Source organism: Paenibacillus soyae, from assembly GCF_024623455.1.
Classification (GTDB): domain Bacteria; phylum Bacillota; class Bacilli; order Paenibacillales; family Paenibacillaceae; genus Pristimantibacillus; species Pristimantibacillus soyae.
In genome coordinates this window covers 38,962-54,983 of record NZ_JANIPJ010000028.1, presented here as the reverse complement: position 1 = coordinate 54,983, position 16,022 = coordinate 38,962, and the positions used below count along the sequence as shown (strand labels likewise).

The following is a 16,022-nucleotide window of genomic DNA, read 5'->3' as shown; positions in this document are numbered from 1 at the left end:
GAGCCGTGATCAAAGTAGCTATTATCGGTGCCGGAGCGATATCGTCCGCGCATATCGAAGGGTATTTGCAGTTCCGGGAACGTTGCCAAATCGTCGCCTTGTGCGACCTGTATCCCGAGAAAGCGGAAGCGAAGCGGGAGCAATTCGGATTAGACGCGATAGTCGTGAAAGACTACAAAGAACTGCTCGAAGACGGAATCGACCTCGTGTCCGTGTGCATGCCTCCGTTCGTGCACGCGCCCGTCACGATCGATTTCCTGAACGCCGGCAGCCATGTCATCGTCGAGAAGCCGATGGCCGCTTCCCTGGAGGAATGCGACGCGATGATCGATGCGGCGGACAGGAACGGGAAGATATTATCCGTCATCGCCCAGAACCGGTTCCGAAATCCGATCATGAAGCTGAAGAGCGTGCTGGACAGCGGTTTGGCCGGAAACATTCTTCATGCCCAGGTCGACTCCTTCTGGTGGCGGGGCCACTGCTATTACGACTTATGGTGGCGCGGCACTTGGGAGAAGGAGGGGGGCGGTCCTACGCTGAACCACGCGGTGCATCATATGGACGCGTTGCTGTGGATGCTCGGCACGCCAAGCGAGATTCAAGCGTACATGAGCAATGTCGCCCACGATAACGCGGAGGTGGAGGATCTCTCCATCGCGATGCTCCGATACCCGAACGGATCGCTCGGACAGATTACGAGCTCCGTCGTGCATCACGGCGAGGAACAGCAGCTTATTTTCCAAGGACAGAACGCGCGGGTCTCGGCGCCTTGGAAGGTGAGGGCTTCGGTATCGAAGTCGAACGGCTTCCCCGAACGGAACGAGGAGCTGGAGCAGCAGATACAAGATTTATATAATAGCCTGCCGGATTTGCCTTACGAGGGCCATACCGCGCAGATCGACAACGTGCTCGGCGCGATCGAGACCGGAACGCCGGTGCTGATCGACGGAGTAAGCGGACGATGCACGCTCGAGCTGATCATGAGCGTCTATAAATCCGCAAGCACGGGCAAGAGCGTTCAGCTCCCCTTGCAGCCGGACGATCCGTTCTATACGCAGGAAGGCGTCAAGCAGAACGTGCCTTACTTCTATCAGAAGAGCGCCAGCGTCGAGAACTTCTCGAATCAGAACATTACGACGGGCAGCTTTGCCGCAAAAAAATAAAACGGGGGTATGGGAAGATGCAGAAGCACGACGGCATGAATTACGCGCCGAAAGGTAAACCGAATCCGGTCGTGGGGCCGGGACAATTCATCATCGCCGCTATTGGACTGGACCACGGCCATATCTACGGCATGGTCAACGGTTTGATGGAAGCGGGGGCCACGCTGAAGTCGGTGTATGACCCCGATCTTGCGAAGGCCGAGAAATTCGCGAGCATCTATCCTGGGGTGAAGATTGCGTCGTCGGAAGAGGAAATTTTGGCGGATCCGGAGGTTTCCCTCGTGGCGGGCGCCGCCGTTACGTCGGAGCGCTGCGCGCTTGGCCTTCGGGTGATGGACGCGGGCAAAGATTATTTTACGGATAAAGCTCCGTTCACGACGCTCGAGCAACTGGAGTCTGCCCGCGCGAAGGTGCGCGAGACGGGTCGGAAGTACGCGGTCTATTACAGCGAACGACTCCATGTCGAAAGCGCCGTCTATGCCGGTCAGCTCATCGAACAAGGCGCGATCGGCAAGGTCATCCAAGTGACGGGCTTCGGTCCGCACCGCCTGAACGCGCCATCCCGGCCGCAATGGTTCTTCGAGAAGGAGAAATACGGCGGCATCCTCTGCGACATCGGCAGCCACCAGGTCGAACAGTTCCTGTTCTACGCCGGCTGCAAGAAGGCGGAGGTGCTGCACAGCAAAATCGGCAACTACGACAATCCGGACTATCCGGAGCTTGAAGATTTCGGGGATGCGACTCTTCTTGGCGACAATGGCGCCACGCAATATTTCCGCGTCGATTGGTTCACGCCCGATGGGCTCAGAACGTGGGGAGACGGCCGTACCCTTATCTTGGGGACGGAAGGGTACATCGAGGTCCGGAAATATATCGATATCGCCCGCGAGCCATCCAGCAATCATGTTTTCTTGGCCAATAAGGAAGGCGAATTCTACTTCAATGTGAGCGGTCAGGTCGGCTACCCGTTCTTCGGGGAATTGATTCTGGACTGCCTGAACCGGACCGAAAACGCGATGACGCAGGAGCATGCCTTCATGGCGGCCGAGCTGTGTTTGAAGGCTCAAGCGCAGGCAATTCGCATTACGCCTCAGCTTTCGGGCATTGTGTAGGAAGCCGTTTGCGAAATAAATTCTATCTGATAGCAAAAACAAAACTGGCGCGGATTCGCGCCAGTTTTGTTCATTTTGGCAGCTCGCCGCCCCTCCGATACTGGCTCGGGCTCACGCCCATCCACTTGCGGAACACCTGCCGGAAGTGCGCCAGGTCGCGATAGCCCGTGCTTTTGGCGATGTGATCGATCTTGTCGTCCGTCTCCAGAAGAAGCCGGCAGGCCAGATCTATCCGCTTGCGCTGGAGATAATCGGAGAAGCCCATGCCGGTCCATTGCCGGAACTTCCGGATGAAATGCCGGAGACTCATGCCGGCTTTCTCCGCCAAACGCTCCAGCGTCAACGGCTCGGTCAGATGCTCGTCGATATGGCCGAGTATCGCGGACATTTCCGAGCGTCTCCGTCCGGCGCCCGGCCCCGCACCACTTCCGCCTTCGGCCTTCCGCTCCGTTTCCAGCTGCCGCGCGATCTGCACCGTCAGCTGCAACAGAACGGATAACATGCTGGCTTCGTACCCTGGCTTTCTCTCCTCGAACTCTTGGTGAAGCTGCTCGAACACTCGCCCAAGCCGCATCGAATGATCCACTAACCGGATATGACTGCCCGGCGCGCCTTCGAAAACCGACCAGAGCTTGCCCCCGGCTCCATAGTCCCCTAACCAGCTCCTCAACTCGCCGATAAACGCTGGACGGATACAGAGGTTGTAGACGACGAGCTTCGTTTTGCCCGAGGCGCCGCTAGGGCGAAAAATATGGGAGGTACCGACCGGTAATACGTACAAGCAGCCTTTGAACGTTCTCTCCATGCTATCGCCGACATAGTGATAGCCTTCTCCCGACATCACGTATACCAGCTCCACGAAATCGTGGTCATGCTGCCGCAGCTCGAAGCCTTCCTGAAAGCGATTCACGAACAACGGGAAGGAGCCGCGGAAGTGCTCCGAGGCCGAAGAATGATGGGCAGCCGCCTTCCTCGCCTTAGGCTGTATTTTCTTATTAAGAATGTCATCATTCCCCATCACTTTTGGCAGAATCCCCTTCCCTGAAACGGATACAAATAGTATACAATCATACCCATAATAAGCGAAAGGGGACTCCTAATTTGGTGCAGCAATCGAGTCAACCAGCCGCGCTCTGGATCTGGTATCCGGGCGATTTCGAAATTCGGCTTCACGAGAAAATAGCGGTTAAGCGCAAGTCGAGAGGTGTCATGTATCCGGCGTTCTGGAGGCTGGACCGCCATTATTCGAACGTGATCTTCCGCTATACGTACGACCTCCCGCAAGAAGAGAGGATCAAAATCACGTCGGAAGGAACGTTCTCGCTTATCCTGGACGGCAAGGACAATTACCGTTCGAAGGATTCGGAGTTTACGCTTCCGGCCGGCAAGCATCAGATCACGGTATGCGTATTCAGCGACGTGGAGGCTCCGGCATTGCTGATCGAGGGAGCTCATGTACGGACAGGCTCAGACTGGGAGGCGAGCTCCTATCAGAACGACTGGCTGCCGGCGGGGTGCTGGACGTTCGATACGCCGGATCATCGCCCGTCGCGCTTCCGTCTGGCCGTTACGCCGCAGGAGCCGGCGACGGTGGAGCTTCGGGACGGTCGTCCGCTGCTCGACTTCGGGCGGGAGACGTTCGGCTACTTGCGCTTCCACAACCTGAAGGGTGAAGGCGCAGTGAACGTCTATTACGGCGAGTCGATGGCGGAGGTGTTGTCGCCCGAGGAATGCTACAGTCTTGACCGCTTCGACGCGGCGGAGGCCGGCGCGGCCGCGGAAGACGGGACTTACACGCTGGACGACGCCAAGGCGTTCCGCTTTGTCTGGATTCATGCCGACCCCGGCGTGAGCTGGGACCATGCGTCGATGCTGTACGAGTACGTTCCGCTTACCTACCAAGGCTCGTTCGAATGCTCCGATCCGAAGCTGAACCAGATTTACGAAATGGGGCTATACACGCTGCATCTCAATACGCGGGAATTTTTCCTCGACGGCATTAAGCGCGACTTCTGGGTTTGGTCCGGGGACGCTTATCAATCGTTCCTGATGAACTATTACAGCTTCTTCGATCTGGACGTGACGCGCAGAACGCTTGTCGCGCTTCGGGGCAAGGACCCGCTCGCCCGGCATATGAATACGATTCTGGATTACTCCCAGTACTGGTTTATTTCGCTGTACGATTATTATCTCTACACCGGCGATTTCGCCTTCATCCGGCAATATTACGACCGTGCCGTCACGCTGATGGACTTCTGCCTTCAGCAGAGAAGCGGGGAAGGGTTCCTCGAGGGCAGGCCGCAGGATTGGGTGTTCGTGGATTGGGCCGACTTCAACAATACGGGAGCGGTCAGCACGATTCAATTGCTGCTCGCGCGCAGCCTGGAGGCGATGAGCGCGTTCGCCGGGCTGCAAGGCGACCAGACGGCGGCCGATTCTTATGGAGAGCTTGCCGAAGCCATCAAAGCGAAGACGTTCGAACGGTTCTGGGACGAGGAGAAAGGCGGACTGCTGCATCACCGGGTCGACGGCGTCACGCAGCCCACGATGACTAAGCACGCCAGCCTATTCGCGATGACCTTCGGCTATCTGACGCCGGAGCAGCGCGAGAGCGTCACGCAGAACGTCTTGCTCCATCCGGACGTGCCGCAAATCCGCACGCCGTATATGCGGTTCCACGAGATGGCGGTGCTATGCGAAGCGGGGCAGCATGATCGGGTTCGGCAGGAGGTTCTCTCCTATTGGGGCGGCATGATCGAGCTCGGAGCGACGACGTTCTGGGAGGAGTACGATCCGACGCTGGCGGACGATGCCCATTACGGCATGTACGGGGTACCCTTCGGCAAGAGCCTATGCCATGCTTGGGGAGCGGGACCGGTCTACCTGTTCGGCAAATATTTCCTTGGGGTCACGCCGTCTTCCCCGGGTTACGAGACGTACCTCGTTCAGCCGAATCTTGGCGGTCTCGAACGGATGAAGGGAACGGTGCCGACGGGGAAAGGGCTGGTAAGCGTAGAGGCGGACGCCACGAGCCTTCGCATCCACGGCACCTACGGAACGGGAGTGCTTGCGTTCACCAGCGCGGAAATGCCTGAGTGCCAAGAAGGCGAAGTTCGCCCGCTCGGAGGAAACCGCTACGAAATCGCGATTGAAGCCGGGAGGACCTACTCCGTTTCCTATAAAGCGGTCATTTAACCAGCTGCGCAACGATACCGCGGATTCCGGGACACGGGGACCGCGGCTTCTTTGTGTAGCGACGGATTGACGGTGCAAGGCGTGAAACGCTATAATCCAATCGATTATTGGTAAGGGGGAGCCGGGGATGGACGTGCAAGCATATTTGGATCGAATCGGTTTCGCCGGGCGTCCGGATAACAGCGTCGAGACGCTTGGCAGGCTGCAGGAGCTGCATTTAACGACCGTGCCTTACGAGAATTTGGACATTATTCGGGGCGTTCCGCTGTCGCTGCGGGTAGAGGACATTTATGACAAAATCGTCGGGCGGGGCCGAGGCGGCTATTGCTTCGAGCTGAACGCGCTCTTCGGCTGGCTTCTCCGCGAGCTCGGCTATGATGTGCGGAGTTATTTCGCCCGATTCTGGCGGGACGAAGCGGACACGCCTCCGAAGCGCCGGCATCATGTCCTTCGGGTCGAAGCGGAGGGCTCCGTCTTCCTGTGCGACGTCGGGGTCGGGGGCGTCGTGCCGCGCAGGCCGCTTATGCTGGAGGAAGGTACAGAGCAGCCGCAGGGCGACGAGCTCTACCGTCTGGACCGGGATGCCGAATTCGGCTGGAGGCTGATGGAGAGCAAGAAGGACGGCTGGTTCCCCGTTTTTTCGTTCACGGAGGAGCCTCAGCTGCCCAAGGACTTCCTAATGGCCTCCTTCTGGTGCGAGCATGCGCCGGATTCGATATTCAAGAACAACCGGATTGTCGCGATTATGACCGAGGACGGACGCAACACGGTATGGAACGAGGAGTTCCGGCTGTTCTGGCCGGGCGGCGTTCATGCGTTTACGCCGGCATCGGAGGCGGAGGACCGGGAGGCGCTTCGGACGTATTTCGGCATCGTATTATAGTGGAAACGCGAGAAGCTTACTGCAGCAACTAGCATTATGCCATATCGTTCAGGCTTCGCTCTATATAAATTCCGGCATTGCGGCATCATAATAAAGCGTAGCAAAACAATTCTAAACGATGCGGAGGAAATCGAAATATGCCTTACACGGCTAACGAAAAACGCTATAATGGAATGATCTATAATCGCTGCGGCAAGAGCGGCATCAAGCTTCCCGCCATATCGCTCGGTTTGTGGCATAATTACGGCGGACAAGACGTGTTCGAGAACGGACGGGCGATCGCTCGCGCGGCGTTCGACGCCGGCATTACCCACTTCGATCTCGCGAACAACTACGGTCCGCCTTACGGCTCGGCGGAGGAATCCTTCGGCGCCATATTGAAGAAGGACCTCGCGCCTTACCGGGACGAGCTGCTGATCTCGACCAAGGCCGGCTACGACATGTGGCCGGGGCCATACGGAGACTGGGGCTCCAAGAAGTATCTCGTCGCCAGCTTGGACCAAAGTCTCCGCCGGATGGGACTTGATTACGTGGATATCTTCTACCATCATCGTCCCGATCCGAACACGCCGCTCGAAGAGACGATGGCGGCACTCGATCTCATTGTCCGCCAAGGTAAAGCGCTGTACGTCGGAATCTCGAATTACAGAGAGCCGGAGGCGCGCGAAGCCGCGGCTATTCTGAAGCGTTTGGGCACGCCTTGTCTCATCCATCAAGCCAGCTACTCCATTCTGGACCGCTGGATCGAAGACGGCTTGCTGAACGCGATGAACGAGGAAGGCGTCGGCATCATCGGCTTCGTGCCGCTTGCGCAAGGCGTCTTGACGAACAGATATTTAGACGGGATTCCCGCCGACTCCCGCGCTGCCGGGCATAGCCGCTTCCTGAACAAGGACAGCATCTCGGAATCGAAGCTGGCGATCGTGCGCAAGCTGAACGAGCTGGCGGCGCAGCGCGGCCAAAGCCTGGCGCAGATGGCTCTCGCATGGGTTGTGCGCGAAGGCGGCATCGCGTCCGCGCTCATCGGCGCCAGCAAGGTGAGCCAGATCGAGGAGAACGTCCGCGCGCTGGACAATCTGACGTTTACGGACGAGGAGCTGCAGCTGATCGACCGGATCTCCAGAGGAGACGGCGCTTAAGCGAGGCTCCATTCGAACAAGACCGCCAATGGGAATTCCCGGCGGTCTTTCCTCGTCTATTGGCGTTTAGGATACAATGCACGTAGAAAGGAGCGGCCGCGATGTTCGAATTTTTGCCTCCCAACCTGCACCAGCTTGATCTTCACCTCATCCAGTTCGGCATGGAGCAATGCGAGCCGAATCATACGGTTGGACCCGGCGTGAGGGACTACTATAAAATCCATTGCATTCTGGAGGGAGAAGGAGACTTCGAGATCGCGGGTAACGCATACCGTCTGGGCCCGGGAGATGGCTTCTTGATTACCCCCGGCGAGGTGGCGCGTTACGCGGCAGACGGGACGCGTCCTTGGCGCTACTGCTGGATCGGCTTCGACGGCATCAAAGCCGCGACCTTGCTTGGACAGGCCGGGCTCTCGCACGAGAGTCCGGTGTTCAGCGCCGCCGACGCAGCGTACTATGAGGGCATGATCGAGAGGATGGAGCGGACCGGTTCGATGAAAGCCGGCAGGGTCATTCGGTTAACGGGCCTTCTGTACGAATGGCTGTCCGCCATCGTCGAAGCTCAGGCGGGCGAGCCCGCCTTCTCCGAGCCGCGCTCGCGAGACCGATATGTCGCGCAGGTGGTCCATTTGATCGAAACGAATTATGCCAGTCGTCTCGCGGTTGCCGATATCGCCCGGTTCGTCGGCTTGCAGAGGAGCTATTTGAACGCCTTGTTCCAGGAGGTGATGGGCTGCAGCATTCAACAGCATCTCATCGCTTACCGAATGAGGCGAGCAGGCGACCTGCTCGTCACCACGCAGCTCTCCGTCGGAGACATCGCGCGTTCCGTCGGCTACGACGATCCCCTTCTCTTCTCCAAGATGTTCCGCAAGACGATGGGAGCTTCGCCGACGGACTACAGAGCGAGATCCTCGCACGGCGGTTGATGTAGCGGAACGGAAAGCCCTTATTTCGGATATTTCCGCTATTTTTCTGTGTTAGCGGAACTGAGCGACGCTATTGCCCTGCTTTTAGGTCGAATTTGTTCCAATCAAGAGTAATAAAGGCGCACAGTTCCGCTAGCCCCCCAAAAGCCTCATTTCTCGTAAAATAACGCCTCTCATTTCCGTTACTCCTCCAGTAGCCCCGCATTTCGGATAGCCCTAATACCGTTCGTCAGGGAATTGTCACGGCCTTCGCTTCCGTCAACGATTGCTCTATGGCGAGAGCGAGCCTGACATCGGCCAATGCTTCGACCAAGGAGTAGAAGGGAACGCCGTCGCGAATGAAGCGATCCATCTTCAGCAGCGCTTCGGCGATGCCGAGCTCTTCGTCGGACAGAGGATGCGGCGTGAACGGATTCCGGTACAGCGTCTCTGCTCCGGCCCGGATCTCGAGGAGAGACAGAGGCGCTAAGCTGCCTTCTTGTCCGCTCTGGACGCGTTCGAACCGGACGTTCTCGAATCGGCCGGCCCCTAGCTTGCGTACCGCGTCATTGTCCCGGATTTCGCCATGCGTGCCGCGGATCAGAATCCGATTGCTCCGAATCGGGGAGAAATATTGCGACCGCGAGAAATCCAGCAGCGCGCTCTTGCCCGAGCCGAACTGAAGTATCGCGATCTCCTGCTGCTCGATGCCTTCGCGGTCATCCGAGACGTCTTGGTCGCGGTAAGGCACATCCGCGATCGGCATGGTTAATTTCCTGCCGATGATTTCGCAGGATTCCGCCGGGTCGATGGACAACCATTTCCGGATGAGGCTGATGCCGTGATAGCCATGTCCCGCGGATGCTTGCACATGATGAACGCCGCCGATCTTGCCAGCTTGCGCATAAGCCGTACGGGCTTGATGATGGGGCAGCAGCGGATATTGTTCGGCGACCTGGATAGAGGGCTTGGACGCGGCGATGGCGGTCAACCGTTCATATTCGGCGAGGCTGACGGCGGGCGGCGTTTCCGCCAGCACGGGAATGCCCGCCTCGGCGAGCTCCGCGATCCGGGAGGCCGCGGCGGTTTTGGATACCGCGAGCACCAGGAAGTCGCATTCTTTGGCAAGCGCATCGGCCGACGAATAGACGGGGACGTTCCACTTCGCGAGCAGCTCGCTATACTTCTCGGGGCTGCGCAGCAGGATGCCGCTCACGCGGAATTGATGGGGCAGCATGGCCGCAATGCGGAGATAGAAGGCCGCCCGCCAGCCTCCTCCGATTAAGCCGAATCGTATTTGCCGTTGCATGAAGATTCCTCGCATTCTTGGTTGTTTTCTTTTATTGAAGCAGGACGCAGGGTGAAATTCAACTTAATGATTTTTTTATATTGAAAACACTGACATACAGATGTCAAAGTTAACCGACTATCCTGAGATTATCAAATAAACGATAAATCGCAGGAGGATGTTGAACATGGCAAAAGTATTAATGGTGAAAGCGAATGACCGATCGGCTGAACAATCCGTAAGCGTTAAGATGTACGAAGCGTTTTTGCAGACCTACCGGGAGGCTAATCCGGAAGATCAAATCGAAGAGCTTCATCTATATGAAGCGGAGCTTCCGTACTATGGCGACAAGGCCATTAGCGGACTTTACAAGCAGGCGCAGGGAATGGAGCTGTCCCCGGATGAAGAAAAGGCGGCAAGCCTGGCGAACCGGTATATGGATCAATTTCTCGATAGCGATAAAATCGTGTTCGCTTTTCCGTTATGGAACTGCACGATTCCGGCTCCATTGATTACCTATTTGTCTTATTTGACTCAGGCGGGCAAGACCTTCCGTTTCACATCGCAAGGACCGGTTGGATTAGTCGGCGACAAAAAGGTGGTGCTGCTCAACGCGCGCGGCGGCAATTATTCGAACGAGTTTATGGCGCCGTTTGAGATGGCAGTGACGTACATGCGGAATATGCTAGGAATGTGGGGGATCCACAACCCGGAGACCGTCATCATCGAAGGGCATAACCAACATGACGATAATCCCGCCGACATCATTGAAGCCGGGATTAGGAATACCGTAGCGTTAGCATCTGGCTTCTAAGGGATTCTGAAAAATAGTCGAACATACAAAGCAGCCGGTCATCGACGATCGGCTGCCATTTCAATGAGCTATCAGGAGGTGCAACCAACCGCAGGTTGGGGACGTTGAAGTTATGCTGCGGTTTCGGGAGCGGCCATAACGTTGGAAAGCAGGTGCGGCATGTTAGAAAGGATCCATTCGGAATCGTGAGCTGCAAGAATAGTCGAGCTCTGCTCATAGTTATTAGTCCGGCTAATCAAGATAATCGAAAAACCTTATGCCTATTTTTGCCAATCCTATGTTATGCTCGAATAAATCCCAGTTTTCATACCTGATAAGGATGTGATTGGATGCTTCTATCCGAGCGGCTGCCGTTGGCAGCAAGTTTATATGCGGAAGCGCCTGCGCTAGTAAGACATGGTCAATCGATTCAATATGGCGAACTTCACTACCTCGCGAATCAGCTTGGAAGCGTCCTCTTTCAAGAGGGTCTCCGGGCAGGTGATCGAATCGCGTTTATCGGCGATCCTGATCCTCAGATGGTTGTTGCGCTTTATGCTGCCGTTGGGATCGGTGCTATACCAACTGTGGTGTCGCCTTTGCTGACGGCTCCGGAAATGGCGGCTATTCTAGATGACGCCGAACCCAAAATCGTAGTCCATGATAAACGCCGCGCTGAAGCGGTTTACACCGCAACAAACCGAATAGCCAGCACACCCTTGCTGTTTGCCACGGAAGACGGTTCGAATTCATGTTCGCTCCGTTCCTTGCTGCAAAAAGATCTTCCACCCCCTCCTGGAGAGGCGTGTGATCGTCAAATGGATGACATTGCCGCCATTATCTATACGGGAGGCACGACGGGCAGACCTAAGGGAGTTATGCATTCCCATCGAGGAATGGCCGCCTGGAATCAATTCACGCCTTCCGCAGGCTTCGGCTACGATAGGGGGCGGAAAGTGCTGGTGTTAAACCTATCGCACTTAGTCGGACAATTCCAACTGTGGGCCACCATGGCCGCCGGCGGATGTCTGGTTTTTCTGGACGAATATCCGGCTAACGCTTATAGCATCATGGAGGCGGTTGAACGCGAGCGGATAACACATTTAAGCACTGTTGGGCCTTTGCTGCACGACCTGACGATCGAGGCTTCCGCTGCCGGCAGAGAGCTTCGAAGCCTCAAGGTTATAGGGTGCGGCGGTTCCGTCATCTCGCCGCATACCATGGAGAAGGCGATCGCGCAGTTCCCAGGGGCGCTGCTCGTCAACAATTATTCGCAGGCGGAATGCGGAATGGCGATCAGCCGGCTCCTGCCCATACATCATCTGGAAGATCCGACTCGGCTTCGGTCGGTAGGGCGTCCTGAAGATCTTGCTTCCTTTGGGGAACAAGCTTTTCAGGTGCGAATTATGAATAGCGAAGGGCATGAGGCAGCGGTGAATGAACCGGGAGAAATCGTTGTTCGGGGCGCTCAGATGATGATGGGGTATTGGAGGCAACCGGAAGCGACTGACGAAACGATCGACGATGGATGGATTCGAACAGGCGACGCGGGCTGTATAGATGCCGAAGGTTATTTATACCTATTGGACCGTCTGAAGGATATGGTTATCGTTGGAGGATCTAACGTGTTCTGTCCGGAAGTGGAGCAAGTGATTGCGGAGTTGGAACAAGTAGCCGAAGCGGCTGTGATCGGTCTCCCTCTTCCCGGCGAAGGCGAGGAGATCGCTGCCTGCGTCGTATTACGAGACGGAACAACCTTGGAATTAGAGCAGCTGCGGGAATTATGCGAACCTAGCCTGGCACGGCACAAATGGCCGGCCAAGCTGTTTATTCTCGATAAGCTGCCACGGACGGCCGTAGACAAGGTTGACAAAAGGAGGATCCGGGAGCAATTGCAAAGTATCGTTTAAAAGGTTTATTCCCTCCTTCAACCGATTGAACGATGCTATAATGACCCTAACGAGCCAGCTTAAAAACTTTGGACCGGAGGGGGACCATGACGGATGACTTGAAACCGGATGTGGCCATAAGCGACATCGAGAACGTACTTAGTAAACATCTCGGACCCGGAGCGGCCGAAATTGCGCCGCTTGCCGGAGGCAACTTGAGCAACGTGTTTTCATTCACCCACGCAGGCAAAAGCTATGTCGTTAAATTCAGCGATCTCGATGGCGCGTACGAGACGGAGCGTTATGTGTCGCAATTACTTACGGACAGGGGCATTCCTTTCCCCGGAATTATAGCGCTGGGCCGGATTGGACGATTGGCTTATGTCATCATGGATCGGATGGAAGGACATCTTTTATCCGATTGCACGCTGGATGAACAAACCCGTCATTTGCCGGAATTGATCGGCATCCTGAAGAAGCTTGCTGACGCGGATATCCGGAAGACGAACGGGTACGGGTGGATTGGTCCTGACGGAAACGCGCCCTACGCGTCTTGGAGAGACTTCGTCGTTGCAGCTAACGCGGAAGATCAGACGGGAACGTTCTGGGAGAATTGGCATGAGCTCTATCGCACGTCCTGCTTGGAGAGAGATGTTTTCGAAGAAATCTATAGTCGACTGATGACATTCGTGCCGTATAACGAGCCGCATAGGGCCTTTATCCACGGCGATTTTCATCAATGGAATATATTAACGGACGGTAATCGAATAACCGGCATCATTGACGGCAACTGCCTGTACGGCGACTTCCTCGTGGACCTTGCCGTTCTCGATCGGCATATGCCGCGCTGCGGAGTCATTCAAGCGTATCAAGACTACCAGGAGAAAGCGGGCATCGCGATTCCCAACTTCAAAGAGCGGTTGATGGGGGCCTATTATTTCAAAGGACTCGACGGTCTGCGATTTTACGCGAAGATGGGATGGGAAGACGCCTATATCGAAACAAGGAACTTCCTTCTTCGTTTGGAATGCGGGAATTGATCCATCCATACAACTAAGCATTCGGTTCTTCCTAGTAGAAGGACCGTTTTTTTATTTTCCGGCATCAAGTTACCAAAAAAGGTCATCGCTCTACCCTACCTATAGGCGGCACCAGCTTTTACAATGGGGGAGAAGACAAAGATACGTTGATGGAGGGATATGCAGGATGGAGCTTTCGCTTAGCATGTGGAGCGTTCACCGCACGGTGCGGGAGAAGGGATGGACGGTGCTCGATTTTCTCTCCTTCTGCAAGGACGAGGGGATCCGGCAGGTCGAGCTGCTGGATGTATTCTGGAAGGACGCAGAGCGCGAGCTTCCGCAGGCAGTCGCATTCGCGGCCGAGCATGGCATCAAGGTGTCGAGCTATGCGGTCGGCAACGATTTGGTGAAGGCGTCCGAGGAGGAGCGGGCGAGAGAGCTGCAGGTCATCACGAATGCTTTTCCCATTGCGAAGGCGCTTGGCACCTCGACCATCCGCGTGTTCTCCGGCAACCTGAGCGCCATCGCGACCTTCGATGAGGCGCTGGATTGGATCGTCGACGGCCTGGGTTCGGCCGCAAGGAAGGCGGAAGCCGAAGGCTTGGTGCTCTGTCTCGAAAATCACGGGCAGTTGGCGGGAAGCGGCAAGCAGGTGCAGACGATCATCGACAGGGTGAATTCCCCGTCGCTCCGCTCCACGTTCGATACGGGCAATTTCCTGCTGGTGGACGAGAATCCATCGGCCGCGCTTGATATTCTGCTGCCTTATATCGCTCATGTTCATTTGAAGGATTTCGCGCAGCGGGACGACGGCCGCTACAAGTCGCTCGGAGGGAAGGCGTTCGAAGGCGCCAATCTGGGCTTTGGAGACGTAGAAGTGAAAGCCATTCTGGACAGGCTGGCTAACAACGGCTACCAGGGCGCGATCGTCCTGGAATACGAAGGAGTAGGAAGCGAAGCGGAGGGCATCCGTCGCAGCTACGAATACTTCAATCAAACTATTGCTTGAACCAAAGTCAAAACCAAACGCGAGGAGATTAGCCATGCAACGAATAGCAGAAGCCGACATCGTCATTATCGGAGGAGGCACCGGCGGCGTTGCCGCCGCGCTGACGGCGGCGAAGTCGGGCAAAACCGTCATTCTGACGGAAGAGACGGATTGGATCGGCGGCCAGTTGACCAGCCAGGCCGTGCCGCCCGACGAGCATCCCTGGATCGAATCTTTCGGCTGTACGAGAAGCTACCGCCAGTTCCGCGACGGCATCCGCGCGTACTACCGCGATTACTTCCCGCTGACGGCGGAGGCGCGTTCTAATCCGCGGCTTAATCCAGGCGGTGGATCGGTCAGCCGTCTGTGCCACGAGCCCCGGGCGGCGCTTGCCGTGCTGGAGAGCCAGCTGGCTCCTTATGTTCACAGCGGCCGGCTGACATTATGGAAGCGTCATATTCCGGTCAGCGCCGAAACGGCCGGCGACGAGATCGTCTCCGTGACGGTACGCAGTCTCGATACCGGACAAACCGCCGTACTGAAAGCTCCCTTCTTCCTGGACGCGACCGAATGCGGCGATCTGCTGCCGCTGGCCGGAGTCGAATACGTGACGGGAGCCGAGTCGCGGCAGGAGACCGGAGAGCCGCACGCCGTCGACGGAGACGCGCTTCCGCAGGATATGCAAGGCTTCACGCATTGCTTCGCCATCGACTATCTGGAAGGCGAAGACCATACGATAGAGAAGCCGGAGCGCTATGAGTTCTGGCGAGAGTACAAGGCCGAATTTTGGCCGGACCGCCTGCTGAGCTGGACCGGCGTCAAGCCCGCGACGAACGAGCCCGTCACTTACGAGCTGTTCCCCGGCACGGGCAGATTCTCGCTGTTCCAATACCGGCAGATCGCGAATCGCGATCATTTCGAGCCCGGCGTCTACCGCAGCTCGATCTCGTTGGTGAACTGGCCGCAGAACGACTACTGGCTCGGCTCCGTCATCGACGTTACCCCGGAGGAGCGCCAGCGCCATCTCGAGGACGCGAAGCAGCTCAGCCTCTCGTTGCTGTATTGGCTGCAGACCGAAGCGCCGCGCCCCGACGGCGGGAAGGGCTACCCGGGCATCAGGCTGCGTCCCGACGTCGTCGGCACGGAGGACGGACTCGCGAAGTACCCGTACATTCGGGAATCCCGGCGAATCAAGGCGGCGTTTACGGTGCTCGAGCAGCATGTCGCGACGGACTGCCGTCCGGACGGTAAGGCCGAACGGTTCGATGATTCCGTCGGCATCGGCTGCTACCGGATCGACCTGCATCCGAGCACGGCGGGCCGTCCGTACATCGACATCTCGTCGCTGCCGTTCCAAATTCCGCTGGGCAGCTTGATTCCGGTCCGGGTGAACAACCTGCTGGCGGCGTGCAAAAACATCGGCGTAACCCATATTACGAACGGCTGCTACCGGCTGCATCCCGTGGAATGGAACATCGGCGAGGCAGCGGGCTATTGCGCAAGCTATTGTCTGGACCGCGGTCTGATGCCGCGGGATGTTCGCGATACGGCGAGCGAGCTGGACGGCTTCCAGAAGCTGCTGACGGCGGAAGGCATCGAGCTGTCGTGGCCCGAGCTTCGCCCGGTTTAACCATCCCACCAAATC

The 16,022-nt window shown here is 57.0% G+C and carries 13 protein-coding genes; 11 read left to right on the top strand and 2 right to left on the bottom strand.

What is annotated here, in order from left to right; translation table 11 throughout:
• The first annotated feature begins 5 nt into the window (after positions 1 to 5).
• Positions 6 to 1,163, top strand: coding sequence for a Gfo/Idh/MocA family protein (locus tag NQZ67_RS26980; protein ID WP_257452096.1), 1,158 nt, complete (start codon positions 6 to 8; stop codon positions 1,161 to 1,163).
• A 17-nt stretch (positions 1,164 to 1,180) separates the two neighbouring features.
• A complete protein-coding gene (locus NQZ67_RS26975) occupies positions 1,181 to 2,275 on the top strand; it encodes a Gfo/Idh/MocA family protein (protein ID WP_257452093.1) in 1,095 nt (364 codons plus the stop codon).
• 70 nt (positions 2,276 to 2,345) lie between these two features.
• Here NQZ67_RS26975 and NQZ67_RS26970 read toward each other — a convergent pair whose 3' ends face one another.
• Positions 2,346 to 3,293 carry an AraC family transcriptional regulator gene (locus NQZ67_RS26970; RefSeq protein ID WP_257452122.1) on the bottom strand — a complete coding sequence of 316 codons (948 nt, stop codon included), beginning with the start codon at positions 3,291 to 3,293 and terminating at the stop codon, positions 2,346 to 2,348.
• A gap of 86 nt (positions 3,294 to 3,379) precedes the next feature.
• On the opposite strand from NQZ67_RS26970, the gene NQZ67_RS26965 reads away from it, so the two are divergent.
• The 4 genes from NQZ67_RS26965 to NQZ67_RS26950 all read left to right on the top strand — a co-directional run bounded on the left by NQZ67_RS26965 (position 3,380) and on the right by NQZ67_RS26950 (position 8,421).
• Positions 3,380 to 5,470, top strand: coding sequence for an alpha-L-rhamnosidase-related protein (locus tag NQZ67_RS26965; RefSeq protein ID WP_257452121.1), 2,091 nt, complete (start codon positions 3,380 to 3,382; stop codon positions 5,468 to 5,470).
• A 127-nt stretch (positions 5,471 to 5,597) separates the two neighbouring features.
• Entirely contained in the window at positions 5,598 to 6,353 is a 756-nt protein-coding gene (locus NQZ67_RS26960) for an arylamine N-acetyltransferase family protein (protein WP_257452091.1), read from the top strand.
• Positions 6,354 to 6,490: 137 nt separating this feature from the next.
• On the top strand, positions 6,491 to 7,492 hold the full coding sequence (gene mgrA / locus NQZ67_RS26955) for an L-glyceraldehyde 3-phosphate reductase (RefSeq protein ID WP_257452088.1): 1,002 nt from the start codon (positions 6,491 to 6,493) through the stop codon (positions 7,490 to 7,492).
• 101 nt (positions 7,493 to 7,593) lie between these two features.
• Positions 7,594 to 8,421: an AraC family ligand binding domain-containing protein gene (locus NQZ67_RS26950; protein ID WP_257452085.1), complete on the top strand. Its 828-nt coding sequence runs from the start codon at positions 7,594 to 7,596 to the stop codon at positions 8,419 to 8,421.
• A 229-nt stretch (positions 8,422 to 8,650) separates the two neighbouring features.
• Here NQZ67_RS26950 and NQZ67_RS26945 read toward each other — a convergent pair whose 3' ends face one another.
• Positions 8,651 to 9,709: a Gfo/Idh/MocA family protein gene (locus NQZ67_RS26945; protein WP_257452082.1), complete on the bottom strand. Its 1,059-nt coding sequence runs from the start codon at positions 9,707 to 9,709 to the stop codon at positions 8,651 to 8,653.
• A 166-nt stretch (positions 9,710 to 9,875) separates the two neighbouring features.
• Here NQZ67_RS26945 and NQZ67_RS26940 point away from each other — a divergent pair, with 166 nt between their 5' ends.
• From NQZ67_RS26940 to NQZ67_RS26920, 5 genes are all read left to right on the top strand, one after another.
• Positions 9,876 to 10,502 carry an FMN-dependent NADH-azoreductase gene (locus NQZ67_RS26940; RefSeq protein ID WP_257452079.1) on the top strand — a complete coding sequence of 209 codons (627 nt, stop codon included), beginning with the start codon at positions 9,876 to 9,878 and terminating at the stop codon, positions 10,500 to 10,502.
• Positions 10,503 to 10,831: 329 nt separating this feature from the next.
• Positions 10,832 to 12,391 (top strand): class I adenylate-forming enzyme family protein, encoded by a 1,560-nt coding sequence (locus NQZ67_RS26935; protein ID WP_257452076.1) that lies wholly within the window; start codon positions 10,832 to 10,834, stop codon positions 12,389 to 12,391.
• Positions 12,392 to 12,477: 86 nt separating this feature from the next.
• A complete protein-coding gene (locus tag NQZ67_RS26930) occupies positions 12,478 to 13,410 on the top strand; it encodes an aminoglycoside phosphotransferase family protein (protein WP_257452073.1) in 933 nt (310 codons plus the stop codon).
• A gap of 166 nt (positions 13,411 to 13,576) precedes the next feature.
• Positions 13,577 to 14,398 carry a sugar phosphate isomerase/epimerase family protein gene (locus NQZ67_RS26925; RefSeq protein ID WP_257452072.1) on the top strand — a complete coding sequence of 274 codons (822 nt, stop codon included), beginning with the start codon at positions 13,577 to 13,579 and terminating at the stop codon, positions 14,396 to 14,398.
• 34 nt (positions 14,399 to 14,432) lie between these two features.
• Positions 14,433 to 16,007 carry an FAD-dependent oxidoreductase gene (locus NQZ67_RS26920; protein WP_257452069.1) on the top strand — a complete coding sequence of 525 codons (1,575 nt, stop codon included), beginning with the start codon at positions 14,433 to 14,435 and terminating at the stop codon, positions 16,005 to 16,007.
• Positions 16,008 to 16,022 lie beyond the last annotated feature (15 nt).